The organism is Halomonas halophila, from assembly GCF_030406665.1.
GTDB lineage: Bacteria > Pseudomonadota > Gammaproteobacteria > Pseudomonadales > Halomonadaceae > Halomonas > Halomonas halophila.
This window is the reverse complement of the sequence record NZ_CP129121.1, coordinates 2,257,007-2,282,253: the sequence shown is the minus strand read 5'-3', so window position 1 is coordinate 2,282,253 and position 25,247 is coordinate 2,257,007. Positions and strand designations below refer to the sequence as shown.

The window sequence follows — 25,247 nt, the reverse complement described above, 5'->3', positions numbered from 1 at the left end:
CTTTAAGCTTGAAGCTGGAAGAGAAACACTCCGGCTGTGCCGGGCGCCAGCGCTTTCTCCGAGTTGCGTTGGGGTGACTTCCAGCTTCCAGCTTCTGGCTTCCAGCTAGGATTTTTATGCTAGACGAGGCCCTGAAGGGCGAGATCCAGGGCGCCTATCGCAAGGTGCTCGACGGCCTCGACCTCACCCCACGCTACGGCCAGCGGCTGATGATCGCCGAGATCGCCCGCACCCTGGGCGGCATCGAGGCCGATGACGCCGGCCAGCGCACCAGCAACGAGCACGTCTGCGTGCTCGAGGCCGGCACCGGCACCGGCAAGACCCTGGCCTATCTGCTCGCCGCGCTGCCGGTGGCCAAGGCCCATGGCAAGCGGCTGGTGGTGGCCACTGCCACGGTGGCCCTGCAGGAGCAGGTGCTGCACCAGGACCTGCCGGCGCTCAAGGCCCACAGCGGGCTCTCCTTCAACTTCTCCCTGGCCAAGGGCCGCGGTCGCTACGTCTGCGTGGCGCGCCTCGACCAGGCCATGGACGGGGGCGAGGACGACAATCCCACCCTGTCGCTGTTCGAGCAGGCCCTGGACAGCGGCGGCGACGATTTCCAAGAGCTCGTCCAGTCCCTCGGCGAGGCCTACGGCAACGGCCGCTGGGCCGGCGATCGCGACAGCTGGCCGGAGGGCATCGACGACGCCCACTGGCGCAAGCTGACCGTCGATCATCGTCAGTGCACCAATCGCCGCTGCGGACACTACGGTGCCTGTGCCTTCTTTCGCGCACGGCGCGAGCTGGACAGCGCCGAGGTGATCGTCGCCAACCACGACCTGGTGCTGGCCGACCTGGCCCTGGGCGGTGGTGTGGTGCTGCCGGACCCCGGCGACTGCATCTACGTCTTCGACGAGGGCCACCACCTGCCGGACAAGGCGCTCAACCACTTCACTCATCGCTTCGCCGTGGGCCATGGCCTGCGCTGGCTGAGCACGCTCAAGAAGTCGCTCACCGAGCTCAACCAGGCGCTGGCCGTGCAGCCCACGCTGGCGCGCCTGCTCTCGAGCCTGCCGCCGCTGTTCGAGGGGCTTGAGCCGCGCCTCGGCGACGCCTTCTCGCTGGGCCATCAGCTGGCCGGGCGTCCCGAAGGCCTGGGCGATGGCGAAGACAGCGCCCAGCATCGCTTCGAGATGGGCCGAACCCCCGACGCGCTGCGCGAACAGGCCGACGGCCTGGTGACGATGTTCGCCGAGCTGTCGCGGACCCTGGAGTCGATGGCCGATATCCTGCGCGAGAGCCTGGACCCGGAGAAGTCCACCGGACTGCCCAAGGAGCAGGCCGAGCCCTGGCTGCCGCTGGTGGCGCTGCTCCACGGCCGCGCGCTGGAGGCGCATGCCCTGTGGCAGGCCTTCGCCGAGACCGATCCGGAAGGCGAGCCGCCCCGCGCCCGCTGGCTGACGCTGGAGCGCTTCGGCGGCGACCCGGAGCTGACCTTCTCGGCGAGCCCGGTGTCCGCCGCCCATACCCTGGCGAAGTCGCTGTGGGGGCGCTGCTTCGGCGCCGTGGTGACCTCGGCGACCCTCACCGCCCTGGGCCGTTTCGAGCGGCTGCAGGAGCGAGCCGGACTGGCCAATCGCTATCGCTACCAGAGCCTGCCGAGCCCCTTCGACTACTCCCGGGCGGTGCTCAGCGTGCCCCGCGAGGCGGCCGACCCGTCCGACCGCGAGGGCCACGAGCGCGCCATCGTCGACTTCGTCGAGGCGCTCGGAAAAGACGAGGCGGTGCTGGCGCTGTTTTCCTCCCGCGCCCAGCTGCGTGCCGTGGAACGCGCGCTCTCGGAAGGCACGCGGGAGCGGGTGCTGGCCCAGGGCAGGCTGCCCAAGCGCGAGCTGGTGGAGCGTCACCGGGCGAAGATCGACAAGGGCGAGGGCAGCATCCTGTTCGGCCTGGCGAGTTTCGCCGAGGGCATCGATCTGCCCGGCGACTATCTGACCCATGTGATCATCACCCGGCTGCCGTTCGCGGTGCCCGACGACCCGGTGGGCGCCACGCTGGCCGAATGGATCGAGCGCCAGGGCGGTAACCCGTTCATGCGCATCAGCGTGCCCGACGCCTCCATCAAGCTGGTCCAGGCCTGCGGTCGACTGATCCGCAAGGAGGCCGATCGCGGCCGCATCACGCTGCTCGACCGCCGCGTGCTGACCCGCCGCTACGGCCGCGCGCTGCTGGATGCGCTGCCGCCCTTCGTGCGCGAAATCGACGGCCAGTAACGGGGTGTCTTCGCTCGCCGGCTTTTACACTCTTGTAAGATCACCCTTCCTCGGCGAGCAGCCGCTCGAGGTCGTGTCGCACGGCCTCGGGGGCGTCGCCGTCGCGGATCAATAGCCGCGCCTCGCCGTCCCGGTCGAAGGCGAAGACGCCGCTCGGATGGGAAACGGCATAGCCGCCGGCGGCGTCCTTCTCTCCATAGCCGTAGGTCACCCGATAGCGCTTGGTAAGGGCGTCGAGCTGCGCCCGGCTGCCGGTCAGCCCGACGATGGCCGACCCGAAGGCCTCGGTGTAGGCCGCCAGCCGCTCGGGGTCGTCCCTGGCCGGGTCGACCGAGACGAACAGGATCTGCATATCGTCCCGGGCCTCGTGGGGGAGGTCTCGCACCTGGCCGGCGAGCCGGGCCAGGGTGATCGGGCAGACGTCGGGGCAGTGCGTGTAGCCGAAGAACAGCAGGGCGACGCCACCCCGATAGCGGTCGGCCGTGACCGTCTCGCCGCGTTCGTCGACCAGCGTGAAGGCGAGCGGCGGCATCAGCGAGGCGATGTCCTTGGTCCGCCACTCCGGCTCGCCGCAGCCGGCCATGACCAGCAGGGCGAGAAGGAGGAGTGGTGCGCAGCAACGAGGCGGGGCGGGGGGCATGGCATCTCCTTTCAATGGGCCTGGGGCCGGGTCGGCGATGGCGTGTGGCCTGTCGCCTGGTCGCCACGGCGCAGCTGTCGCAGCACGATCAGGGTGCCGATCACGCTCATCATGGTGGCCGGAATCCAGGTGATCAGCCCGCCGATCTGCTGGTCGACCAGCGGCGCCAGCGGCCAGGCGCGCCCGCACACCTCGTAGACGTCGAACAGCACCGTGGGGCTGAAGGTCAGATAGGCGCCGAGCAGGATCTGCGGCGGAATCACCACCAGCAGCAGCAGGATGCGCTTCCCGGGGCCTAGTCGGCCATGAGGCGTCAGCACCAGCCACCAGAACAGCAGGCCGTCGAGCAGCATGCTCCAGTTCATCAGCTGGAAGAGATGACGGCTGAGCATGGCGTCGAAGTGCACCGACGGGATCAGCCAGAAGTAGATCAGACCGACGAACAGCAGCGGTGCGATGAGCGGATGCTGCAGTCGATCCAGCAGCGGGCGGGCAAGGCGGTGCGCCGAGGACGCCCAGGCCGGCAGTCCGGCGGCCAGCGCCCGGGGCGGCGCGGCCAGCACCAGCAGGAAGGGCGCCGCGTGGTGCAGCACCAGATGCTGAGCCCGGTGGGGAAAGAACATGTACTGGGCGAGGTAGTCGTAGCGGGTCTGGCTCACGACGTAGATCAGCGTCAGGCCGATCAGGAAGGTCGCGGGTCGCAGCCACCCCAGTGGCGAGACGTCCGGGTCGAGCGCACGCAGATGACGCACGCCGCGCCAGTAGAGGCCGAGCGCCGCCAGGCAGGCCAGCCCCCATAGCGGCTCGAATTCCCAGGGCGCGAGCCAGTGCAGCGCGGTCGCGAGGATCGAAGGTTCCGTCGACTCGGGCATCCGGGCTCCTCGTGGCGGGCGGCGCCTTTCGCCTCAAGCTAGCCGAGGCATGCCGGGCCGGCAAACGGGCCGCTCCACGATCGTGTCGACGCTTGAAACCCGTGTCAGCGTTGGTCACCATCCCGCGCTCGTGGATCGCGCCTACCGACAGGAGACCCGATGAAACTGATCCTGAGCCGCAAGGGCTTCGATACCTCCGCCGGCGGGGTGCCCAATCCGATCCTGCCCGACGGCCGGCTGCTGGCGCTGCCGATTCCCGATGCGCAGTCGGTGATGCCCTATGAGGCGATCACGCAGCAGGGCGAGCCGCTCGGGCCGCTGGTGCAGGATCTGACCCGGTGGCGTGTCTCGCCGGGTGACGGGGCGCATCTGGATCCCGATCTGCGGGCCGATCAGCATCCGCGCCCGGCAGGCTGGATGCCGCTGTTCGGACAGCGGGGCGCGGCCCAGAGCCATCTGCGCAACCAGGGCGTGGGGGCGGGCGACCTGTTCCTGTTCTTCGGGCTGTTTCGGCCCGTCGAGCGCGTCGACGGTGGCTGGCGCTTCGTGCCCGAGGCGTGGCCGCGTCACCTGTTATGGGGCTGGCTGCAGGTGGGCGAGGCGCTGACGTTGGGCGACCACCTGCCGGCGGGGCTCGAGTGGGCGCGCGAGCATCCGCACTGCCAGCGGCTCGGCGAGGCGCGCAATGCGCTCTATATCGCGCGTCACGCACTGGCGCTGCCGGACGGTGAAGGCGGCGGACTGCCGGGGGCAGGGATCTTTCCCGGGGAAACGCCCCGGCAGCGGCTGACCGCGCCGGACGCCGAGACGGTATCGCAGTGGCGCCTGCCGGGCTGGTGGCATCCCGACGAGGGGCGGGCGCCGCTGACCTATCATGCCGACCCCGGGCGCTGGGAAAGGCGCGGCGACGAGGTCGCGCTGCAGGCCGTGGCGCGAGGGCAGGAGTTCGTGCTGGACGCCGATCAGTATCCCGAGGCGATCCCCTGGGCGCGGGAGTTGATCCGCGAACACGGTGCGCTGGAGCAGGGCGCCCGTTCAGGGTGATACAACGCAGAGGGCCCGCCGAATGGCGGGCCCTTGTCGTGTCAGGCCCAGGTCAGGCGGCCTGGCAGCGCTTGGCCAGCGCCGGGGCCAGCTTGTCGTTCATGGTCTTGAAGGCCTGTTCGGTGGCGTCCCAGTCGATGCAGGCATCGGTGATGGAGACGCCGTAGGTCAGCTGGCTCAGGTCCTCGGGGACCTTCTGGTTGCCCCAGCCGATGTTGGACTCGACCATCAGGCCGATGATCGAACGGTTGCCTTCGAGGATCTGGTTGGTGACGTTCTCCAGCACCAGCGGCTGCAGGCTCGGGTCCTTGTTGGAGTTGGCGTGGGAGCAGTCGATCATGATGTTGGGCGTCACCGCGGCCTTCTGCAGCTCCTGCTCGGCCAGCGCCACGCTGACGCTGTCGTAGTTGGGCTTGCCGTTGCCGCCGCGCAGCACCACGTGGCCGTAGCGGTTGCCACGGGTGCGGATGATCGCCACCTTGCCGGCCTGGTCGATGCCCAGGAAATTGTGCGGATGGGCGACCGACTGCAGGGCGTTGACGGCTACGTCGAGGCTGCCGTCGGTGCCGTTCTTGAAGCCCACGGGGCCGGACAGGCCGGAGGCCATCTCGCGGTGGGTCTGGGACTCGGTGGTGCGCGCACCGATCGCCGACCAGCTGATGCAATCCTGCAGGTACTGGGGAGAGATCGGGTCCAGGGCCTCGGTGGCCAGCGGCAGGCCCATCTCGGCGAGTTCGACCAGCAGGCGCCGTGCGATGTGCAGGCCTTCCTCGATCTCGAACGAGCCGTTGAGATGCGGGTCGTTGATCAGCCCCTTCCAGCCCACGGTGGTGCGCGGCTTCTCGAAGTAGACGCGCATCACGATATAGAGGCTGTCCTTGACCTCGTCGGCCAGACGGCGCAGGCGGCGCGCATAGTCGAGGGCGGCATCGACGTCGTGGATCGAGCAGGGGCCGACCACCATCAGCAGGCGGGGGTCGCGGCCGTCGAGGATGTTCTGGATGACCTGACGGCCCTCGATCACCGTGCGCTCGGCCTCCTCGGAGAGCGGGATGTCCCGCTTGAGGTCGGCCGGCGGGAGGAGGACGTCCTCGGCCAGGACGTTGAGGTTGTTGACCTGTTGCTCGGACATGGAATTCTGCTACCTGTATCGTGTCAGCGCTGATGCGGTATCAAGCGACTACTATCGCCCGCGTGACGGCCAAATTCAATCGAAGACGGAACTCCCCGGGCGCTTGAGCTGTCACATCGCCCCGCTGGCGGTCCCATGGGTCGCCTCGCCCGGACGGGCGCCTGTGGTGGCGTCCAGGCTTGATGCCGACCGGCGAAACAGGAACACTTGGTCTCCCGCCGAGAACGGCGCACGCTCACCCCAGGGTCTAGGTTGATACATATGGAAGCGACACCCGTCTCATCGCGACGCCCTCTCGAGGCGCCGCGGCAAGCTCCCGCCACGGGGAGGCGCTGAATGAGCCACCGGGAAACCGACCAGCAACTCGTCGAGCGCGCACAGAAGGGAGATACCCGCGCCTTCGACCTGCTGGTGAAGAAGTACCAGCACAAGATCATCGGCCTGATCGGTCGCTACGTGCACGACCACGCCGAGGTTCAGGACGTGGCCCAGGAGGCATTCATCAAGGCCTACCGGGCGCTGGGCAAGTTTCGCGCCGAGAGTGCCTTCTATACCTGGATGTACCGCATCGCCATCAACACCGCCAAGAACCATCTGGTCTCCAAGGGGCGCCGTCCGCCGGGCAGCGACATGGACATCGTCGATGCCGAGGTGGTCGACCATAGCGGCCGGCTGGCCGACATCGAGACGCCGGAAGCGGCGATGGCGCGGGACGAACTGCAGACGGCCGTGTTCGAGGCCATCGAGGCGTTGCCCGATGACCTGCGCACGGCAATCACCCTGCGCGAGCTCGACGGGCTGTCCTACGAGGACATCGCCAACATCATGGATTGCCCCGTCGGCACGGTGCGCTCGCGCATCTTTCGGGCCCGGGAGGCCGTGGATCAGCACATCCGGCCGCTGGTCGCCACGTCGCGCAACCAGGAAACGGTCACCGAATGAGCCGAATTTTCACCGTTTTTGCCGATTGGCTGAACTGTCGGGCGACAGTGACGTCATATGCGGTGACCGATCCGTACACGATGAGGCAGGGGCCTCTCGACATGGCCGGCATGACGGCCAGTGTGGTCGGGAATCCGGGCTTCCAACAGGCTGCAAGGCAGTGTCGCCTTGACGATTGTGAGGGTGTAGAGACATGAGTCAGAACGCACGGGAATCGCTTTCTGCGCTAATGGACAACGAGGGGGACGAGCTGGAGCTGCGGCGCGTTCTCAAGTCGCTGGATGACGAGCCCGATGCGGCGGATGCCTGGCGCCGCTACCATCTGATGCGCAGTCTGATGCAGCGCGAGAATGAGGCCGATACCTCGGTGGATCTCTCGGCGGGCGTCATGGCTGCCCTGGAGGACGAGCCGGCACCCATAGCCGAGCCGTCGAAGGCCGCGCGTCGCTCCCTGCCGCTGGGGCGCAGCGCCGGCATCGCCGCGGCGGTGTCGCTGATGGTGATCACCGGGGTGCAGTTCTACAACGGCGCTTCCCCGCTGGGCGGTGGCGAGGCGCCGGTGGCGACCAACGCCGGGGTTTCCGGCGCCGGTGCCACCGCCGCCGCGACCCGCGCCTCTTCCGGGCTGGAGGCGCTGGGCGGCGGTAACGCGACCTTCGGCCAGGGGGCGTCGCTGGTCGACATGCCGATGTTCCCGGGCGGCAGCGCCGGCGAACAGGGGCTGATGACCGTCGGTGCCGGCGCGCCCATGGTGCTGTCGCCCGCCCAGCGTCAGTCGCTGCGGATGGATCGCCAGCAGGCGCTGCTGTTGCAGTCCTACCTGGATCGTCATGCCGAGGGTGCGGCGGCCACCGGGGGCGATTCCTGGATGCCCCTGCTGCGGGCCTCGGGAAGCGAGTCGCTGGGGCAGCGCTGATGGCGTCCCGGCGAAGGCGGTCGGTGCGCCTGCGGGCGTGGCGGCTGGTCAGCGCCGCTTGCATGGTCGCCGCCCTGGCTCCCTTCGCCCAGGCGTCGACCGGCATCGACTGTGCCCGGCTTGCCGAGCAGGACGAACCCGAATCGGCGCAGGCCTGGTACGAGCGCAGTCTCTGGGCCAGCCACTGCTACGACTTCCGGGCCAGGGCCGTGCGTATCGGCAGCGACGGGGTGCGCACCCTGGCCCTGTCTCACGAGGTCAAGGACGGCGTGGAGCGCGAGCGGGCCCGTTTCCTGGATGGCCCGGCCGTGGCCTTCGAGCGCGAGGGGCGCATCGCGCGTCCCGGTGGCCTGGCCAGCGCCGACGCCCGGGCCCAGGCGGCTCCACCCCATACCCTCGTCGAGCACCTCGACAGCCTCTATCGGCTCCAGCTTTCCGGCGCGGATCGCATCGCGGGTCGCGCCAGCGTGCGCCTGGACATCGAACCCCTCGATGATCATCGCTATGGTCATCGCCTGTGGCTCGATGCCGCCACGGGCCTGCCGCTGAAGAAGATCCTGCTCGACGAGCGGGGGCGGGTGCTCGAGACCTTCCAGATCACCGAGCTGCATGCTCCCGGCCTCCATCGCGGAGGCATCGAGCTGGTGTCGGCCGCGCCGCCACCCGACGTGCCCTGGCGTCCTGGCTGGTTACCCGAGGGGTTCGTGTCCCAGCCCGTGGCGCCACAGGGCGAGCGCCACCCGAGCCCCCGTCACCGTATCTATGGCGACGGCCTCTCGACCCTGAGCCTGTTCGTCGAGCCCCTCGAGGATCGCGACCTCCTGATGCCCGGTCTTCATCGCCTGGGCGTCTCCCATGCGGCGGTGCTGCACCGGGAGCTGGGCGATCGTCCGCGGCAGGTCGTCGCCATGGGGGAGCTGCCCGCCGACGTGCTGCGTCGGGTCGTCGAGTCCGTGGTCTGGGTCGAGGACAGCGAGGGTGGCGAAATGGCCGATGCCCCCGACGAGACGACGGCGGAGCAGGCGGAGCCGGACGGCGATGACGCGCGCTGAGATTCACCCTTCCTCCGAAACGAACCCGGCATCGGGCCACCCCGGCTCGAACGGCCGTGCTGAACCTTTTGCCCGCTCCGGGGTTAAGGGGTAGGGCAGATGTCCTTGCCATCCATTGCACCTTGTCACAGGAGTCATTCATGACACGCATGACGCGCACGCTATCCCTCTGGGTGCTGCTGGTCGTGGGGCTGTTCGCCGCGCAGTCCGCCATGGCCCGCGAGTTGCCGGACTTCACCGAGCTGGTGAAGGATGCCGCCCCGGGGGTCGTCAATATCTCCACCTCGCGCATGGTCGAGCGTCCCGACTCGCCCTTCCGCGGCTTCGGCAATCAGGAGATCCCCGAGATCTTCCGTCACTTCTTCGGCGACCAGCTGCCGATGCCGCGTGGCCAAGGGCCGGGACGCAGCCACAGCGAGGAGCGCCAGTCGCTGGGATCGGGCTTCATCATCAGTGAAGACGGCTACATCATGACCAATGCCCACGTGGTCGATGGCGCCGATCAGATCCTGGTGCGGCTCAACGACCGCCGCGAACTCGAGGCCGAGCTGGTGGGGGCCGACGAGAAGACCGACGTGGCGGTGCTCAAGGTCGAGGCCAGCGACCTGCCGACCCTGGAGCTCGGCGACTCCGACCGGCTCGAGGTGGGCGAATGGGTGGCGGCCATCGGTTCGCCGTTCGGCTTCGACCACTCGGTGACCTCCGGCATCGTCAGCGCCATCAACCGTACTCTGCCGCGGGATGCCTACGTGCCCTTCATCCAGACCGACGTGGCCATCAACCCCGGCAATTCCGGCGGTCCGCTGTTCAACCTCGACGGCGAAGTGGTCGGCATCAACTCCCAGATCTTCACCCGCAGCGGCGGCTTCATGGGGCTGTCCTTCGCGATTCCCATCAACGTGGCGATGGACGTGGCCGACCAGCTCAGGTCCAGCGGCTCCGTCGAGCGCGGCTGGCTCGGCGTGATGATCCAGCCGGTGTCACGGGAGCTGGCCGAATCCTTCGGCATGGACAATCCGGAAGGCGCGCTGATCGCCGATCTCGACCCCGAGGGGCCGGCGGCCCAGGGCGGGCTCCAGGCCGGCGACGTCATCCTCTCGGTCGACGGCGAAACCGTCGATCGTTCCAGCAAGCTGCCGCGCCTGATCGGCCACGTCTCGCCGGGCGGCGATGTGGCGATCACGGTGCTGCGTGACGGCGAGCGCCAGACCCTGGACGTCGAGGTCGGCGAGTGGCCGGACAGCCAGAAGGCCGGGGACAGCAGCGACGGCGATGCTTCGCCCGCCCGCCTCGGCGTGGTGGTCCAGTCCCTCGACGAGACCCAGCGCAGCAAGATGGAGCTCGATCACGGTGTCCAGGTCACTCGGGTCGATCCCGACGGCATCGCCGCGGCTGCCGGCATCCGTACCGGCGACGTGCTGGTCAGCATCGCCCACCAGGCGGTGGAGAGCCCCGCGCAGCTCGCCGAGCTGGTCGCCGAGCTGCCGGCCGGCAGCGCGGTGCCGGTACGGCTGTATCGCGACGGCCGTTCCTACTACGTGGCCCTGCGCCTGGCCGACGACTGAGCCTGACCCGCTCTCGTCGTGACCCGCGACCCGACGGCCCGCGCCGTCGGGTCGCTGTATCTGGAAGGCGCATCCCGCTACAATGCCGCCATCTCACTCGACGCACCCGAAGAGGGCGGCAAGCCTGTAGTCAGTATAGGGTTGTGTACACGAACCGGATCTTTTCGAATGTCAGAAAGCGATAACCGCAAAGTAATCAATGGGATACGGAACTTCTCCATTATCGCCCACATCGATCATGGCAAGTCGACCCTGGCCGACCGCCTGATCCAGACCTGTGGCGGGCTCACCGAACGCGAGCTCAAGGAGCAGGTCCTCGATTCCATGGACCTGGAGCGTGAGCGCGGCATCACCATCAAGGCCCAGTCGGTGACGCTGGATTATCAGGCCGCGGACGGCAATACCTATCAGTTGAACTTCATCGACACCCCGGGGCACGTGGACTTCTCCTACGAGGTCTCGCGCTCGCTGTACGCCTGCGAGGGTGCTCTGCTGGTGGTCGATGCCGGCCAGGGCGTCGAGGCCCAGTCGGTGGCCAACTGCTACACCGCCATCGAGCAGGGTCTCGAGGTGCTGCCGGTGCTCAACAAGATGGACCTGCCCCAGGCCGACCCGGACAAGGTGTCCACCGAGATCGAGGAGATCATCGGCCTGGACGCCACCGACGCCTGCCAGGTCTCGGCCAAGAGCGGGCTCGGCATCGACGCGCTGCTCGAGCGCCTGGTGCGCGACATCCCGCCGCCCAAGGGCGACCCCGAGGCGCCGCTGCAGGCGCTGATCATCGACTCCTGGTTCGATAACTACCTGGGCGTGGTGTCGCTGGTGCGGATCTTCGACGGCACGCTGAAGAAGGGCGATAAGATCCGCATGACCTCCACCGGCCGCGACTGGCAGGCCAACGAGGTCGGCATCTTCACGCCGCTGCGCCGCGAGACCGGCGTCCTGCGCGCCGGCGAGGTCGGTTTCGTGGTCGCCGGTATCAAGGACATCCACGGTGCGCCGGTGGGTGACACCATCACCCATGCCAAGACGCCGGACGTCAAGCGCCTGCCGGGCTTCCAGAAGGTCAAGCCGCAGGTCTATGCCGGCATGTTCCCGGTCTCCTCCGATGACTACGAGGAGTTCCGCGACGCCCTGGAGAAGCTGGCGCTCAACGATGCCTCGCTGGACTACGAGCCGGAGAACTCCGACGCCCTGGGCTTCGGCTTCCGGGTCGGCTTCCTCGGCACCCTGCACATGGAGATCATCCAGGAGCGGCTGGAGCGCGAGTACAATCTCGACCTGCTGACCACCGCGCCGACGGTGATCTATGAGCTGCTGATGAAGGACGGCGAGGTCCGCTACGTCTCCAACCCGTCCAAGCTGCCGGACATGGCCGACGTCGAGGAGATGCGCGAGCCGGTGGTGCGGGCCAGCATCCTGGTGCCCCAGGAGTTCGTCGGCAACGTCATCGCCGAGTGCGAGCAGCGTCGCGGCACCCAGCTCGACATGCTGTTCCTCGGCAGCCAGATCCAGCTCACCTACGAGCTGCCCATGGCCGAGGTGGTGATGGACTTCTTCGATCGCCTGAAGTCGATCTCCAAGGGCTACGCCTCGCTTGAATACAACTTCGAGCGTTTCGAGGCCGCCCAGCTGGTGCGTCTCGACGTGCTGATCAACGGCGACCGGGTCGATGCCCTGGCCATCATCATCCACCGCGACCATGCCCATTCCCGTGGCCGGGCGCTGGTCGAGAAAATGAAGGAGCTGATCCCGCGCCAGATGTTCGACGTGGCCATCCAGGCGGCGATCGGCGGCCAGGTGGTGGCACGCTCCACCGTCAAGGCGATGCGCAAGAACGTGACCGCCAAGTGCTACGGCGGCGACGCCTCGCGCAAGAAGAAGCTGCTCGAGAAGCAGAAGGCGGGCAAGAAACGCATGAAGCAGGTCGGCCGGGTGGAAATCCCCCAGGATGCCTTCCTCGCCGTGCTCAAGGTCAACGACGACTAGGGAAGGCAACGACCGATGGACTTCACACTCCTGCTGACGGTGGCCGTGCTGGTCACCGGCGCGATCTGGCTGCTCGAGCTGATCTGGTGGCGGCCGGCGCGCCGGGGCCGCCTGACGGCCAGCGTCGAGGCCGGCACCACCGAGGGCGCCGACCCCGCCGCCCGCGAGAAGGCGCTCAAGGAGCCCTGGCCGGTGGACTACGCACGCTCCTTCTTCCCGGTGCTGCTGGTGGTGCTGGTGCTGCGCAGTTTCGTGGTAGAGCCCTTCCAGATCCCGTCGGGCTCGATGCGCCCGACCCTCGAGGTGGGGGACTTCATCCTGGTCAACAAGTTTGCCTATGGCCTGCGCCTGCCGGTGCTGGACACCAAGGTCGTCGACGTGGGCGAGCCCGAGCGCGGCGACGTCATGGTGTTCCGCTTCCCCAACGATCCCTCGGTCGACTTCATCAAGCGCGTGGTCGGCCTGCCGGGCGACCGCATCCGCTACGAGGGCAAGCAGCTGTTCGTCAACGGCGAACCGGTGCCCAAGACGCTGCTCGAGAACGGCCCCGAGTCGGCGCCCGGCGAACGGCTGCTGGAAGAGCAGCTGGGCGAGGCGCCGCACCCTATCTACAATAATCCACGCGATCCCGGCCCGCAGATGCGCGAGATCACGGTGCCCCCCGGTCACTACTTCACCATGGGGGACAACCGCGATCACTCCAACGACAGCCGCTACTGGGGCTTCGTGCCGGAGCAGAACATCGTGGGCAAGGCCTTCGCCGTCTGGATGCACTGGAATGGCGGGCTGCCGAATTTTACCAGTGTACGCCGTATCCAATGAATGCCGGGAGCGGCATTCCTTGCATGACATAGCAGGAGCTTCGTGAGCAATTCCCTGACCCAATTCAGCCGCCGCATCGGCCATGACTTCGCGCAGCCCGACCTGCTCGAGCTGGCCCTGACCCACCGCAGCTACGGCGGCCGCAACAACGAACGCCTGGAGTTCCTCGGCGACTCCATCGTCAACTTCGTCATCGCCGAGGACCTCTTCCAGCGCTTCCCGCAGGCGCGGGAAGGACAGCTGTCGCGCCTGCGTGCACGCCTCGTCAAGGGCCAGACCCTGGCCGAGCTGGCCCGTGAGATGGAGTTCGGTGGCCACCTGCGGCTGGGCTCCGGCGAGATGAAGAGCGGCGGCCATCGCCGCGACTCGATCCTCGCCGATGCGGTCGAGGCGGTGATCGGTGCCATCTATCTGGACGCCGGCATGGAAACCGCCCGGGCCCGCGTGCTGGCCTGGTACGCCGAGCGCCTGGAGGCCATCAACCTGCAGGACACCCAGAAGGATCCCAAGACCCGGCTGCAGGAGTTCCTGCAGTCGCGTCAGTCGGCGCTGCCGCGCTACGAGGTGATCTCGGTGGAGGGCGAGGCCCATGCCCAGACCTTCACCGTCGAATGCCACGTGGAGATGCTCGAGGAGCATACCCGGGGGATCGGATCCAGCCGCCGCCACGCCGAACAGCAGGCCGCCGAGATGGCCCTGTCCCGCCTCGAAGGCCATGGAGGTCGCTCATGACACAACGCTGTGGTTTCGTGGCCATCGTCGGCCGCCCCAACGTCGGCAAGTCGACGTTGATGAACCGCATTCTCGGTCAGAAGATCTCCATCACCTCGCGGCGCCCGCAGACCACGCGCCATCAGGTGATGGGCATCAAGACCGAGGGCGACGACCAGTTCATCTACGTCGACACCCCGGGCATTCACATCCTCGAGAAGGATCGTGACAAGGCCATCAATCGCTTCATGAACCAGGCCGCCACCCAGGCCCTGCGTGACGTGGATGCAGTGGTCTTCATCATCGACCGCACGCGCTGGACCCAGGAAGATCAGGTGGTGCTCGACCGCCTGGCCAAGGTCGAGGTGCCGGTGATCCTGGCGGTCAACAAGGTCGATCGCCTCAAGGACAAGAAGGAACTGCTGCCCTGGCTGGAATCGGTCGGTGCGCGGCGGGACTTCGCCGCCATCGTGCCGATCGCCGCCAAGCACGGCACGCACGTGGAGGCGCTCGAGGCCGAGGTCGCCAAGCACCTCCCCGAGAGCATCCACTACTTCCCCGAGGATCAGGTCACCGACAAGAGCCAGCGTTTCCTGGCCGCGGAACTGGTGCGCGAAAAGGTCATGCGCCAGCTCGGCGACGAGCTGCCCTACCAGATGACCGTCGAGATCGAGGAGTTCCGCGACGAGGGTCGGGTGGTGCACATCAGCGCCCTGATCATGGTCGAGCGCCACGGGCAGAAGAAGATCCTGATCGGCGAGCGCGGCGAGCGGATCAAGAAGATCGGCCGCGAGGCGCGCCTCGACATGGAACGGGCGCTGGACGCCAAGGTCATGCTCAACCTCTGGGTCAAGGTCAAGAGCGGCTGGTCCGACGACGAGCGGGCCTTGAAGAGCCTGGGCTACGATTTAGACTGATTTCGAGCTTCGAGCTTCGAGCTTCGAGCTTCGAGCTTCGAGCTTCGATTCTCTTGAACGGCGTCTTATGATCCCCCAGCCGGCCTATCTGCTGCACAAGCGCCCCTACCGCGAGACCAGCGCCCTGGTCGAGCTTCTGACGCTCGATCACGGGCGCGTGCGGGCCGTGGCACGAGGCGTGCAGCGCCCGGGCAGTCGTACCCGGGCGACCCTTCAGCCCTTCGCGCCGCTGCACATCACCTGGAGCGGTCAGGGCGAGCTCAAGCGCCTGTCGCTGATGGAGAGCCGTGCGCCGGCGGCGATGCTGGTGGGGGAGGGGCTGCTGTGCGGCCTCTACGCCAACGAGCTGCTGACCCGGCTGCTGCCGGTGGAGCTGCCGGTGGCTGATGTCTTCGCCTTCTACGCCGCCGCCCTGGAGGCGCTGTCGCGCCCCGACGGCCGGGCCGGGGCCCTGCGTCGCCTGGAGCTGTCGCTGCTCGAGGCGCTGGACGCCGAGCCGCGCTTCTGCACCCCGGGCGGCGAGTCCCTCGACCCCCAGACGCGCTATCGCTTCGACGTCGATTCCCGCGCCTTCCTGCCCGCCGAGACCGGCATCGACGGGCGTACGCTCAAGCTGCTGTCCGGCGGCGACTGGCGCGAACCGGGGCTCGCCGGTCCGGCCAAGGCGGTGACCCGGGCGGCGCTGGCGCCGTTGCTGGGCAGCCGGCCGCTGCGCTCCCGGGAGTGGATGCAGCAGCTGGTGGCGCGGCGCCGGACCGGCGAGAGCGCCGCCCGCGGCTGAACGGCCCGGCCTGAACGGTATGTTCCGGACGGCGGGCCAGGGCGCTTGGGCGACCGTCCGCTTACCCTTATCCTTGTGACCCTGTTTCCCTCGTATTCCGGACCTGGAGAGTTTCCCATGCATCCTCCCCGCATCCTGCTCGGCGTCAACATCGACCATATCGCCACCCTGCGTCAGGCGCGCGGCACTCGCTATCCCGATCCCGTCCAGGCGGCGCTGCTGGCCGAGGAGGCCGGGGCCGACGGCATCACCGTCCACCTGCGCGAGGACCGCCGGCACATCCAGGAGCGTGACGTGCGGCTGCTGGCCGAGGTGCTCAACACGCGCATGAACCTGGAAATGGCGGTCACCGAGGCGATGCTGGCGCTGGCCGAGGAGATTCGCCCGGCCCACGTGTGCCTGGTGCCGGAGAAGCGCGAGGAACTGACCACCGAGGGTGGCCTGGATGTGGTCGGCGGCTTCGAGGCGATCGAGGCGGCCTGCCGCCGTCTCGCCGCGGCGGGCTCGGAAGTGTCGCTGTTCATTGACCCGGAGCCGGCGCAGATCGAGGCGGCGGCCAAGGCCGGGGCGCCGGTGATCGAGCTGCACACCGGGGCCTATGCCGAGGCCAAGGGCGCGGAGGCGGCCGCCGAGCACGCCCGTCTGGTCGCCGCCGCGGAGATGGCCGGCGAGCTGGGGCTGACCGTCAACGCCGGGCACGGCCTGCACTACCATAACGTCGAGGCCATCGCCGCCATCCCGGGGCTGCACGAACTCAACATCGGCCACGCCATCATCGCGCGGTCGCTGTTCGTCGGTCTCAAGGAGGCGGTGGCGGAGATGAAGCGCCTGGCCATCGCCGGCCAGGAGGCGGGATTCGTGGCGGCGCTCGATGAGCACGATCACGAGCATGATCACGACCATCAGGCCGACGGCAGCTGCTGCGGATGATCCTCGGGGTCGGCACCGACATCGCCCGGGTGGCGCGCTTCGAGACCGCCCAGGCGCGTCACGGCGAGCGCTTCGCCCGGCGGGTGCTGGGCGACGACGAGCTGGCAGGGTATCGGGAGCGCGGTCAGCCGGCCGCCTTCCTGGCCAAGCGTTTCGCCGCCAAGGAGGCCTTCGTCAAGGCGCTGGGCACCGGGCTGCGTCACGGCATGCGCTGGAGCGAGATCCAGGTGGTCAACGATGCCCTCGGGCGTCCGGCGCTGGTGCTGTCCGGGCGTGCCCGGGAGCTGGCCGAGGCCGAAGGCGTCAGGAACCTTCACCTGTCGCTGTCCGACGAGGCGGCCTTCGCCGTGGCCTTCGTGGTGCTCGAGGCCTGAGGCGGGGTGCCGGGGCGTCCCGGCACCTCATCGGATCAGGCGCCGGACGTCGACGTCGAGGCGGGCTGAGCCGCCTGCCAGTCGCGCAGCGCGGTCATGGCCGCGTAGAGGTCCGGCAGCAGCGGTGTCACCGCTTCCAGCCCGCGGGAGCGCAGCCGGGTTTCCAGGGTCTCGGCCAGCAGCCCCAGGCGCGGCACGCCGCAGTAGCGGCAGGCGCCGTTGAGGGCGTGAATGGCGTCGAGCAGCGCCTCGGCATCGCCGACTTCCATGGCCTGGCGAACCTGGGCTTCGCTCTCGTCCAGCGAATCGATCAGCTGGCCCAGCAGCTTGCGGGCCAGCGCCTCGCGGCCGCCGGCCAGCTGGGTGCCCAGGGCCAGGTCCACCGAGGCCAGCTCGCCATCGGTGGCCGGGTCGGCCTCCGGCGCCTCGCCGGCTTCCTCGAGCGCCAGGCCCACGCCCAGGTGATGACGCAGCAGGCTCGACAGCTGGGCGGTGTCCAGCGGTTTCTCGAGCACGCCGTCGAGGCCGCTTTGCAGCAGCTGGCGCCGCTGTTCGCTCTGCACGTGGGCGGTGACGGCGACGATCGGTACATGGCGCCAGTGCCCGCCCAGCTCGCGCAGCGCGCGGGTCGTTTCCACGCCATCCATGCCGCGCATGCGGATGTCCATCAGCACCACGTCGAAGCGTCTCTCCTGGGCCATGGCCAGGGCCTCCTCGCCGCTGGCGGCGAGTCCCACCTCCAGCTGCGGGCCGCTGATCAGCTCCTGGAGCAGCAGGCGGTTGGATTCGGTGTCGTCCACCACCAGCAGGCTCAGCGGGCCGCGGGGCGCCGTCGTCTGGCGGGCCGGCAGCCGGTCGCGACGGACTCGCGTCAGAGCGCGGCTGATCGATTCCACCAGGGTGCGCCGCGACAGCGGCTTGCTCAGCACCTCGCCGCCTTGGGGCAGCGGCAGCGCCGGCAGATCGGGCGGGCTGGCATTGACCAGCAGCATCGCCGGACACTCCAGGCGCTCCAGGCGCTGCTGCAGGGCCGTCTGCCCCGACGGCGACAGGTCCGCGTCGGTCAGGCCGAACACGGCCAGCGCCGTCTCGTGGCCGAGCGCCTGCCGCTCTCCGATCACGCGGGCTCCCCAGCGCCCCAGCAGGTGACGCAGGGCGGAGCGGGTCGGGCCGTGGGGCTCCTCCAGCACCACGCACTTGCCGTCGAGGGTCATCTCGGGTTCGCGCTCTTCCGGGGTCTCCGGCGGGCACGCCAGCGGCAGGCTGAAGGCGAAGGTCGAACCCTCGTCCGGGGTGCTCTCGACGCTGATCTCGCCGCCCATCTGTTCCACCAGCTGGCGGCTGATCGCCAGCCCCAGGCCGGTGCCGCCGAACTCGCGCTGGTGGCTGGCATCGGCCTGCCGGAAGGCCTGGAACAGCCGGCGCTGGGCCTCGTCGCTCATGCCGATGCCGGTATCGCTGACCGCCACCCGCAGCACCACGTGCCCGGCGGCACGTTGCTCGACCATGACCCGTACGATGACCTCGCCGTGCTCGGTGAACTTCACGGCGTTGCCGACCAGGTTGGTCAGCACCTGGCGGATGCGCAGCGGGTCGCCGCTGAGGGTCTCCGGCACGTCGTCGTAGACCAGGCCGAGCACCTGGATGCCCTTGGCCTGAGCCTGGGGCGCCTGCAGCCCGAGCACCTCGTCGACCAGGGCCACCATGTCCAGCTCGGTGTGTTCGAGTTCCAGACGACCGGCCTCGATCTTGGAGAAGTCGAGCACGTCGTTGACCAGCATCAGCAGGTTGTCGCAGGCGCGCTGCACGTGGTCGAGCCATTCGCGCTGCCGGGGCGCCATCTCGGTGCGATGCAGCAGGCGGCAGAAGCCGATGATGCCGTTGAGCGGGGTGCGGATCTCGTGGCTCATGTTGGCCAGGAATTCCGACTTGGCGCGGTTGGCTTCCAGGGCGCGGCGGTGCGCCAGGTCCAGCTCGATGTTCTGGACCTCGATGGTCTCCATGGATTCCTGCAGTTCGCCGGTGGCCTGCTCGATCTGGGCCTGCAGGTCGTCGCGGGCCGAGGCCAGGTGCTCGCCCAGGGCGTTGAGCCGCTGGGCGAGGCGGGCCAGCTCGGCCTCCTTCGGCACCGATAGCGGCTGCGGGGCGCCGCCGGCGGTCAGCCATTCCAGCGAGCGGGTGACGTCTTCCAGCGGCTGGGTCAGTCGCCGGCTCAGGCCGTAGGCCACCAGGAACAGCAGCAGGCCCACGATCAGCAGCAGCAGCCCGCCGCTGGCCAGGTGACGATAGTAGGTGAGGGGCAGCGTCGAGGCGTCGATGTCCAGCGTCAGCCAGGCGCCGGGCGCCCCGGGCAGCGCCGCCTGCAGCCGCCAATGTCGACCGTCCTCGATCAGCGCCGGACCCTGGGGGGGTGCAAGATCGCTGGCCTGGCGCAGTCGGCCGAGCTCCAGGCGACGTTCGCCGTCGGCGTCCAGGATTCGCAGGGCGCGCACGTCCTCCAGCTCGAGCAGGCGACCGGCCAGGGCCTCCAGTTCGGCCGCGTCGCCGGCCGCCAGCGCCTGGCCCAGGCTGGGGGTCAGCAGGTCGGTGGCCTGGGTCAGGCGCTCGCGCAGCTGCAGCCGATGATGGCGATCGTCCAGCTCCGTGACCGCCACCACCAGCAGGGCGATCAGCACCAGGGGCAGGGCGAGGATGGCCAGCATCAGGCGGGTCTTCAATGACATCGGGAGGGCTCGTCGGCTGGGGTGTCGTGCCCCAGTATGCCACAGCCGGCCGGGATGCCTGTCCAGTGTCGGTGCCCGAGGATATAATGCCGAAAAGACGTTTCCAGAAGGACGGTTGCATGCATTTCCCCACCCTGGAGGAGACCATCGGCCACACGCCGCTGGTCCGCCTGAAGCGCATCACGGCCGGGCGCAACAACACCCTGCTCGCCAAGCTCGAGGGCAACAATCCTGCCGGGTCGGTCAAGGACCGTCCGGCGCTGTCCATGCTCGAGCAGGCCGAGGCGCGGGGCACCATCTCTCCGGGCGACACCCTCGTCGAGGCGACCTCGGGCAATACCGGCATCGCCCTGGCCATGGCCGCGGCGATCAAGGGCTATCGACTGATCCTGATCATGCCGGAGAACGCCTCCAGCGAGCGCAAGCAGGCCATGGCCGCCTACGGCGCCGAGCTGATCGAGGTCAGCCGCGAGGGTGGCATGGAGGCGGCCCGCGACCTGGCCGAAAGCATGATCGCCCGGGGAGAGGGCAAGCCGCTCGACCAGTTCGCCAACCCCGACAATCCGCTGGCGCACTATCGGGGCACCGGTCCCGAGCTGTGGGAGCAGACCGGCGGCACCATCACCCATTTCGTCAGCTCCATGGGCACCACCGGCACCATCATGGGCGTCTCCCGCTACCTCAAGGAGCAGAGCCCCGAGGTACGCATCGTCGGCCTGCAGCCGGAAGACGGCGCCAGCATCGCCGGCATTCGCCGCTGGCCCGAGGCCTACCTGCCGGGCATCTTCGAGCCCGCCCGGGTCGATCGGGTGCTCGACATCGGCCAGGCCGAGGCCGAGGAGCACATGCGTCGCCTGGCCCGGGAGGAGGGGATCCTGTCCGGCGTGTCGTCCGGCGGGGCGCTCGCCGGCGCCCTGCGCATCGCCGAGAAGGTCGAGAACGCGGTGATCGTGTTCATCGTCTGCGACCGCGGCGACCGCTACCTGTCCACCGGCCTGTTCGTCCCGGAGTCCTGAGGTGGGGCTGGGACAACGACGGCCCGCGCGCAAGAGTGCCGGCGTCTCGGGGCTGCAGACGGCGAAACGCGGCAAGAAGGCCGCCAACGGCGGCGGCGATCAGGGCGCCATCCTGACGATCGATGGCCTGGCCCATGACGGCCGCGGCGTGGGGCGCCTCGGCGACGGCAAGACGGTGTTCGTCGACGGTGCCCTGCCGGGCGAGCGCGTCGAGATCGCCGTGCATCGGACCCGCCAGCGCTTCGACGAGGCCCACGTGCGCGAGGTGGTCGAGGCCTCGCCCGAGCGCGTCACGCCGCCCTGTGCCCACTACGGCACCTGCGGCGGCTGCGACCTGCAGCACCTGAGCCTGGACGGACAGCGTCGCCACAAGCAGGCGGTGCTGCGCGAGCTGCTGGCCCGCCAGGGCATCGCCCCGGACGGCGAGCCCGAGCTGCTGGCCGAGGCCGGCGAAGGCTATCGGCGTCGGGCGCGCCTCGGCGTCAAGGTCGATGCCGACGGCCGGGTGCTCCTGGGCTTCCGCGCCCGGCACAGCCACCGGCTGGTGGACCTCGACGACTGCCCCATTCTGGTGCCGGCACTGGCCGCCCTGCTGGCGCCGCTGCACCGACATCTGGCCGAACTGGAGGCGCCGCGTCAGGTCGGCCATCTGGAGCTGTCCTCGAGCGATGCCGGCGTGACCCTGGTGATCCGCCAGCTGCGCGAGCACGACGGCGATACCCGTCGCTGGTGCGAGTTCGCGCTGGCCCGGGGCTTGCATCTGGCACGCTGGGTGGGCCGCGAATCGCCGACCTTCGAATGGCTGACGCCGGCGCCGGACCTTCACGCCCATCTGGCGGTCGATGAACGCTCGCTGCGGCTGGGTTTCGCCCCCGGCGATTTCCTCCAGGCCAACGAGGCGGTCAACCAGCGCATGGTGACCGAGGCGCTGGCGTGGCTCTCGCCCCTGGCGCCCGGCGAGCGGGTGCTCGACCTGTTCGCCGGGGTCGGCAACTTCAGCCTGCCGCTGGCGGCCCTGGGCGCCGAGGTGACGGCGGTGGAGGGCAGTCCGGCGATGGTCGAGCGGCTGGCCGACAACGCCCGGCGCAACGCGCTCGAGCTGACGGCCCGGCAGGCCGATCTCAGCCGCGCCGAGGCGCTGGGCACGCTGCTCGATGTGCCCGGGCTGCGCCAGGTGCTGCTCGATCCGCCCCGCGACGGCGCCGAGGCCGTGTGCCGAGCGCTGGCCGAGCGGCCGGTGCCGCGGGTGCTCTATGTGTCCTGCGATCCGGCGACCCTGGCGCGGGATGCCGCGCATCTGGTGCGGGCGGGCTACGTCATCCAGCGGTGGGCGGTGGCCGACATGTTCGCTCACACCGCTCATCTGGAATCCATGCTGCTGCTCGAGCACCCGGACGCCGGGCAGCGGGGCGAAGGAGCGTCAAGCGATGGTTAAAGTGCGGGAAGATCAGCCCCTGACCGAGCGGGGAACGGTGGACATTCCCCGTTGGGTCGCGCGCCTGCAGGACGACGTCAAGCTGCGCGATGCCGAGGAGATGCGCGTGGCCTGCGAGCTGGCCGAGCGTCTCGAGCAGGAGTCCGACCGGCCCCACAAGGCCTGGCTCAAGGACGGATCGAGCTTCCGCATGGGCCTGGAGATGGCCGATATCCTCGGCGAGCTGCGCCTGGACCAGCCGGCCCTCGAGGCCGCGGTGCTCTATCGCGCGGTGCGCGAGGGGCTGATCGACCTGGCCGAGGTCACCAAGCGCTTCGGCCGGGAGGTGGCCGGGCTGATCGATGGCGTGCTGCAGATGGCCGCCATCAGCACGTCCCAGATGCCCTGCCAAGGACTGAGCCAGCACGATCAGCAGGACAATCTGCGCAAGATGCTGGTCAACATGATCGACGACGTGCGGGTGGCGCTGATCAAGATCGCCGAGCGTACCTGCGCGCTGCGCCAGGTGCGCGACGCGCCCCGCGAGAAGCGCCTGCAGGTGGCCCGCGAGGTGTTCGACATCTACGCACCGCTGGCTCACCGGCTGGGCATCGGCCACCTCAAGTGGGAGCTGGAGGACCTGTCCTTCCGCTACCTGCACGAGGAGGACTACAAGACCATCGCCCGCCAGCTGGCCGAGAAGCGTCTCGACCGCAACCGCTACATCGAGGACGTGGTGGCCACCCTCAAGGGGTTGATGGAGGCCCAGGGCATCCATCAGTACCAGGTGGACGGCCGCGCCAAGCACATCTATTCGATCTGGCGGAAGATGAAGCGCAAGGCCATCGACTTCTCCCAGGTCCACGATATCCGCGCGGTGCGAATCCTGGTCCCCGAGATCACCGACTGCTACACCGTGCTCGGCATCGTCCACTCGCGCTGGCACCACGTGCCCACGGAGTTCGACGACTACATCGCCAACCCCAAGAAGAACGGCTATCAGTCCCTGCACACGGCGGTGTTCGGCCCCGAGGGCAAGGTGCTGGAGATCCAGATCCGCACCTTCTCGATGCACGAGGAGGCCGAGCTCGGGGTCTGCGCCCACTGGCGCTACAAGGGCCACGACACCAACGCCAGAAGCGCCAGCTACGAGGACAAGATCGCCTGGCTGCGCCAGGTGCTCGAGTGGCAGGAGGAAGTCGGCGACTTCGGCGACATCCGCGAGGGCCTGTCCAGCGACGTGGCGCCGGACCGCATCTACGTCTTCACCCCCGACGGCCACGTCATCGATCTGCCGCGGGAAGCCACGCCCATCGACTTCGCCTACCGGGTGCACACCGAGGTCGGTCACCGCTGTCGCGGAGCCAAGGTCAACGGGCGCATCGTGCCGTTGACCTACCGGCTCGGCACCGGCCAGCAGGTCGAGATCCTCACTGCCAGCAAGGGCGGGCCGAGCCGCGACTGGCTCAACCCCAACCTCGGTTACGTCTGCACCTCCCGGGCGCGGGCCAAGATCCAATCCTGGTTCAAGCACCAGGCGCGGGACCGCAACCTCGAGGAGGGGCGCGTCCTCTTCGAGCGCGAGATGAAACGCCTGGACGTCGGCGACATGGATCTCACCCGGCTGGCCAACCAGGTCAACTATGCCGGCCCCGAGGACATGTACGCCGCGCTGGGGGCCGGCGACCTGCGCATCGGCCAGGTGCTGCACCAGGCCCAGCAGCTGTTCGGCGAGAGCGACGACCAGGAGCAGCTCGACAAGCTGCTGGCCAAGCCGCGCAAGGCCGCCGACAAGCCGGAGGGCGACGGCATCACTGTGCTCGGGGTCGGCAACCTCAAGACCAGCATGGCCAACTGCTGCCATCCGGTGCCCGGCGAGTCGATCGTCGGCTTCATCACCCAGGGGCGCGGCGTCACCGTGCATCGCGAGGACTGCCCCAACATCCTGCAGCTGCGCCTCGACGAGCCCCAGCGGGTGATCGAGGTGGAGTGGGGCGAGCGGGCCCGCACCCAGTATCCGGTGGACATCGAGATCCAGGCCTGGGACCGCTCGGGGCTGCTGCGCGACGTGACCGCCGTACTCAGCCACGAGAAGGTCAACGTGCTGTCGGTGAACACGCTCACCGATACCGACGACGGCATCGCGCGGATGCAGATCACCCTGGAAGTGGACGGCCTGGAGACCCTCGGCCGGCTGTTCTCGCGCATCCAGCAGCTGTCCAACGTCATCGAGGTGCGTCGCCTGCGGGCCGGCGGCAAGGGCAAGAACAAGAAGAAGGGCAAGAAGAAATGAGCGAGCGCCGCTTCGATCTCGACGACCTGCTGACGCTGATGGCGGTGCTGCGCGACCCCGAGCAGGGCTGCCCCTGGGACGTGAAGCAGGACTGGGACAGCATCGTGCCCCACACCCTGGAGGAGGCCTACGAGGTCGCCGACGCCATCGAGCGTCGCGCCTACGACGAGCTGCCGGGCGAGCTGGGCGATCTGCTGTTCCAGGTGGTCTACTACAGTCAGTTCGCCGCCGAGGAGGGTCGCTTCGACTTCCATGAGGTGGTCCACGTCCTGACCGCCAAGATGCTGCACCGTCATCCGCACGTCTTTCCCGACGGCACCCTGGCCTCGCGACGAGAGGACGCGAGCGCCGCCGAGGTGGAAACGCAGCAGGTACACTCGCGCTGGGAGTCGCTCAAGGCCGAGGAACGCGACGCGCGGGCCGAGGAAGCGGCCACGGCCTCGGTGCTGGACGACGTGCCGCGCAACCTGCCGGCGCTGTCCCGGGCGGCCAAGCTGTCCAAGCGCGCCGCCCGGGTCGGCTTCGACTGGCCGGACAGCCGCGGCGTGATCGCCAAGCTGCGCGAGGAACTCGCCGAAGTGGAAGAGGCGCTGGCCGAGGGCGATCATGACCACGCTCGGGAGGAGGTCGGCGACCTGCTGTTCGCCGCCGTCAACCTGGCGCGCACCCTGGACGCCGATCCGGAACGCTGCCTGCGCGGCACCAACGGCAAGTTCGAGCGCCGTTTCCGCCGGCTGGAGGCCGCCCTTCAGGAAGAGGGCGTGACGCCGGCGGAGGCGGGGCTCGAGCGCATGGAGCGGCACTGGCAGGCGGCGAAGCGACACGATAACCACAACGATATTCCCCCCACCCACGAGTGAAG

At 68.9% G+C, this 25,247-nt stretch carries 21 protein-coding genes; 17 read left to right on the top strand and 4 right to left on the bottom strand.

Annotation, left to right across the window (positions count from 1 at the left end; genetic code table 11):
- Positions 1 to 116: 116 nt before the first annotated feature.
- On the top strand, positions 117 to 2,252 hold the full coding sequence (dinG, locus tag QWG60_RS10570; RefSeq protein ID WP_146908018.1) for an ATP-dependent DNA helicase DinG: 2,136 nt from the start codon (positions 117 to 119) through the stop codon (positions 2,250 to 2,252).
- A 40-nt stretch (positions 2,253 to 2,292) separates the two neighbouring features.
- Here dinG and QWG60_RS10565 read toward each other — a convergent pair whose 3' ends face one another.
- Complete coding sequence (locus QWG60_RS10565) at positions 2,293 to 2,892, bottom strand: SCO family protein (RefSeq protein WP_146908020.1); 600 nt, start codon at positions 2,890 to 2,892, stop codon at positions 2,293 to 2,295.
- Between the two features lie 11 nt (positions 2,893 to 2,903).
- A complete protein-coding gene (locus QWG60_RS10560) occupies positions 2,904 to 3,764 on the bottom strand; it encodes a cytochrome c oxidase assembly protein (protein WP_146908022.1) in 861 nt (286 codons plus the stop codon).
- A gap of 159 nt (positions 3,765 to 3,923) precedes the next feature.
- On the opposite strand from QWG60_RS10560, the gene QWG60_RS10555 reads away from it, so the two are divergent.
- A complete protein-coding gene (locus tag QWG60_RS10555; RefSeq protein ID WP_046079705.1) occupies positions 3,924 to 4,808 on the top strand; it encodes an Nmad3 family putative nucleotide modification protein in 885 nt (294 codons plus the stop codon).
- 52 nt (positions 4,809 to 4,860) lie between these two features.
- Here QWG60_RS10555 and QWG60_RS10550 read toward each other — a convergent pair whose 3' ends face one another.
- A complete protein-coding gene (locus tag QWG60_RS10550) occupies positions 4,861 to 5,940 on the bottom strand; it encodes a 3-deoxy-7-phosphoheptulonate synthase (RefSeq protein WP_046079704.1) in 1,080 nt (359 codons plus the stop codon).
- A gap of 336 nt (positions 5,941 to 6,276) precedes the next feature.
- Here QWG60_RS10550 and rpoE point away from each other — a divergent pair, with 336 nt between their 5' ends.
- The 11 genes from rpoE (at position 6,277) to acpS (ending at position 16,939) form a co-directional block, all read left to right on the top strand.
- Positions 6,277 to 6,882 (top strand): RNA polymerase sigma factor RpoE, encoded by a 606-nt coding sequence (rpoE, locus tag QWG60_RS10545; RefSeq protein WP_035596730.1) that lies wholly within the window; start codon positions 6,277 to 6,279, stop codon positions 6,880 to 6,882.
- A gap of 193 nt (positions 6,883 to 7,075) precedes the next feature.
- Complete coding sequence (locus tag QWG60_RS10540) at positions 7,076 to 7,798, top strand: sigma-E factor negative regulatory protein (RefSeq protein ID WP_146908024.1); 723 nt, start codon at positions 7,076 to 7,078, stop codon at positions 7,796 to 7,798.
- A 23-nt stretch (positions 7,799 to 7,821) separates the two neighbouring features.
- Positions 7,822 to 8,850 (top strand): MucB/RseB C-terminal domain-containing protein, encoded by a 1,029-nt coding sequence (locus tag QWG60_RS10535; protein ID WP_146908026.1) that lies wholly within the window; start codon positions 7,822 to 7,824, stop codon positions 8,848 to 8,850.
- A 140-nt stretch (positions 8,851 to 8,990) separates the two neighbouring features.
- Entirely contained in the window at positions 8,991 to 10,415 is a 1,425-nt protein-coding gene (locus QWG60_RS10530) for a DegQ family serine endoprotease (protein ID WP_046079701.1), read from the top strand.
- A gap of 168 nt (positions 10,416 to 10,583) precedes the next feature.
- Positions 10,584 to 12,404 carry a translation elongation factor 4 gene (gene lepA / locus QWG60_RS10525; RefSeq protein ID WP_046079700.1) on the top strand — a complete coding sequence of 607 codons (1,821 nt, stop codon included), beginning with the start codon at positions 10,584 to 10,586 and terminating at the stop codon, positions 12,402 to 12,404.
- A 15-nt stretch (positions 12,405 to 12,419) separates the two neighbouring features.
- Positions 12,420 to 13,226, top strand: coding sequence for a signal peptidase I (lepB, locus tag QWG60_RS10520; RefSeq protein WP_046079699.1), 807 nt, complete (start codon positions 12,420 to 12,422; stop codon positions 13,224 to 13,226).
- Positions 13,227 to 13,268: 42 nt separating this feature from the next.
- Positions 13,269 to 13,958, top strand: coding sequence for a ribonuclease III (rnc, locus tag QWG60_RS10515; RefSeq protein ID WP_046079698.1), 690 nt, complete (start codon positions 13,269 to 13,271; stop codon positions 13,956 to 13,958).
- On the top strand, positions 13,955 to 14,854 hold the full coding sequence (gene era / locus QWG60_RS10510; protein WP_035596747.1) for a GTPase Era: 900 nt from the start codon (positions 13,955 to 13,957) through the stop codon (positions 14,852 to 14,854). Before rnc ends, era begins: the two co-directional genes overlap by 4 nt.
- Before the next feature lie 67 nt (positions 14,855 to 14,921).
- On the top strand, positions 14,922 to 15,635 hold the full coding sequence (recO, locus tag QWG60_RS10505) for a DNA repair protein RecO (protein WP_111382313.1): 714 nt from the start codon (positions 14,922 to 14,924) through the stop codon (positions 15,633 to 15,635).
- A gap of 117 nt (positions 15,636 to 15,752) precedes the next feature.
- On the top strand, positions 15,753 to 16,565 hold the full coding sequence (gene pdxJ, locus QWG60_RS10500; RefSeq protein ID WP_046079696.1) for a pyridoxine 5'-phosphate synthase: 813 nt from the start codon (positions 15,753 to 15,755) through the stop codon (positions 16,563 to 16,565).
- On the top strand, positions 16,562 to 16,939 hold the full coding sequence (gene acpS / locus QWG60_RS10495) for a holo-ACP synthase (RefSeq protein WP_046079695.1): 378 nt from the start codon (positions 16,562 to 16,564) through the stop codon (positions 16,937 to 16,939). Before pdxJ ends, acpS begins: the two co-directional genes overlap by 4 nt.
- 35 nt (positions 16,940 to 16,974) lie before the next feature.
- Here the strand turns inward: acpS and QWG60_RS10490 are convergent, their stop codons facing one another.
- The gene (locus QWG60_RS10490) at positions 16,975 to 19,662 is read right to left on the bottom strand and encodes an ATP-binding protein (RefSeq protein WP_146908028.1); all 2,688 of its coding nucleotides are present in this window, start codon (positions 19,660 to 19,662) and stop codon (positions 16,975 to 16,977) included.
- A gap of 119 nt (positions 19,663 to 19,781) precedes the next feature.
- On the opposite strand from QWG60_RS10490, the gene cysM reads away from it, so the two are divergent.
- From cysM to mazG, 4 genes are read left to right on the top strand one after another with little or no spacing between them, the layout of a single operon-like run.
- Positions 19,782 to 20,678 (top strand): cysteine synthase CysM, encoded by an 897-nt coding sequence (cysM, locus tag QWG60_RS10485; protein ID WP_146908030.1) that lies wholly within the window; start codon positions 19,782 to 19,784, stop codon positions 20,676 to 20,678.
- A 1-nt stretch (position 20,679) separates the two neighbouring features.
- Complete coding sequence (locus tag QWG60_RS10480; protein ID WP_146908032.1) at positions 20,680 to 22,113, top strand: TRAM domain-containing protein; 1,434 nt, start codon at positions 20,680 to 20,682, stop codon at positions 22,111 to 22,113.
- Positions 22,106 to 24,385 (top strand): GTP diphosphokinase, encoded by a 2,280-nt coding sequence (gene relA / locus QWG60_RS10475; RefSeq protein WP_046079692.1) that lies wholly within the window; start codon positions 22,106 to 22,108, stop codon positions 24,383 to 24,385. The genes QWG60_RS10480 and relA overlap by 8 nt, the downstream gene beginning before the upstream one ends.
- A complete protein-coding gene (gene mazG, locus QWG60_RS10470; RefSeq protein WP_146908034.1) occupies positions 24,382 to 25,245 on the top strand; it encodes a nucleoside triphosphate pyrophosphohydrolase in 864 nt (287 codons plus the stop codon). The genes relA and mazG overlap by 4 nt, the downstream gene beginning before the upstream one ends.
- Positions 25,246 to 25,247 lie beyond the last annotated feature (2 nt).

Coding starts and splice junctions, on each gene's coding strand:
- dinG (WP_146908018.1), top strand. CDS start 117: ATGCTAGACGAGGCCCTGAAGGGCGAGATCCAGGGCGCCTATCGCAAG.
- QWG60_RS10565 (WP_146908020.1), bottom strand. CDS start 2,892: ATGCCCCCCGCCCCGCCTCGTTGCTGCGCACCACTCCTCCTTCTCGCC.
- QWG60_RS10560 (WP_146908022.1), bottom strand. CDS start 3,764: ATGCCCGAGTCGACGGAACCTTCGATCCTCGCGACCGCGCTGCACTGG.
- QWG60_RS10555 (WP_046079705.1), top strand. CDS start 3,924: ATGAAACTGATCCTGAGCCGCAAGGGCTTCGATACCTCCGCCGGCGGG.
- QWG60_RS10550 (WP_046079704.1), bottom strand. CDS start 5,940: ATGTCCGAGCAACAGGTCAACAACCTCAACGTCCTGGCCGAGGACGTC.
- rpoE (WP_035596730.1), top strand. CDS start 6,277: ATGAGCCACCGGGAAACCGACCAGCAACTCGTCGAGCGCGCACAGAAG.
- QWG60_RS10540 (WP_146908024.1), top strand. CDS start 7,076: ATGAGTCAGAACGCACGGGAATCGCTTTCTGCGCTAATGGACAACGAG.
- QWG60_RS10530 (WP_046079701.1), top strand. CDS start 8,991: ATGACACGCATGACGCGCACGCTATCCCTCTGGGTGCTGCTGGTCGTG.
- lepA (WP_046079700.1), top strand. CDS start 10,584: ATGTCAGAAAGCGATAACCGCAAAGTAATCAATGGGATACGGAACTTC.
- lepB (WP_046079699.1), top strand. CDS start 12,420: ATGGACTTCACACTCCTGCTGACGGTGGCCGTGCTGGTCACCGGCGCG.
- era (WP_035596747.1), top strand. CDS start 13,955: ATGACACAACGCTGTGGTTTCGTGGCCATCGTCGGCCGCCCCAACGTC.
- recO (WP_111382313.1), top strand. CDS start 14,922: ATGATCCCCCAGCCGGCCTATCTGCTGCACAAGCGCCCCTACCGCGAG.
- pdxJ (WP_046079696.1), top strand. CDS start 15,753: ATGCATCCTCCCCGCATCCTGCTCGGCGTCAACATCGACCATATCGCC.
- acpS (WP_046079695.1), top strand. CDS start 16,562: ATGATCCTCGGGGTCGGCACCGACATCGCCCGGGTGGCGCGCTTCGAG.
- QWG60_RS10490 (WP_146908028.1), bottom strand. CDS start 19,662: ATGTCATTGAAGACCCGCCTGATGCTGGCCATCCTCGCCCTGCCCCTG.
- cysM (WP_146908030.1), top strand. CDS start 19,782: ATGCATTTCCCCACCCTGGAGGAGACCATCGGCCACACGCCGCTGGTC.
- relA (WP_046079692.1), top strand. CDS start 22,106: ATGGTTAAAGTGCGGGAAGATCAGCCCCTGACCGAGCGGGGAACGGTG.
- mazG (WP_146908034.1), top strand. CDS start 24,382: ATGAGCGAGCGCCGCTTCGATCTCGACGACCTGCTGACGCTGATGGCG.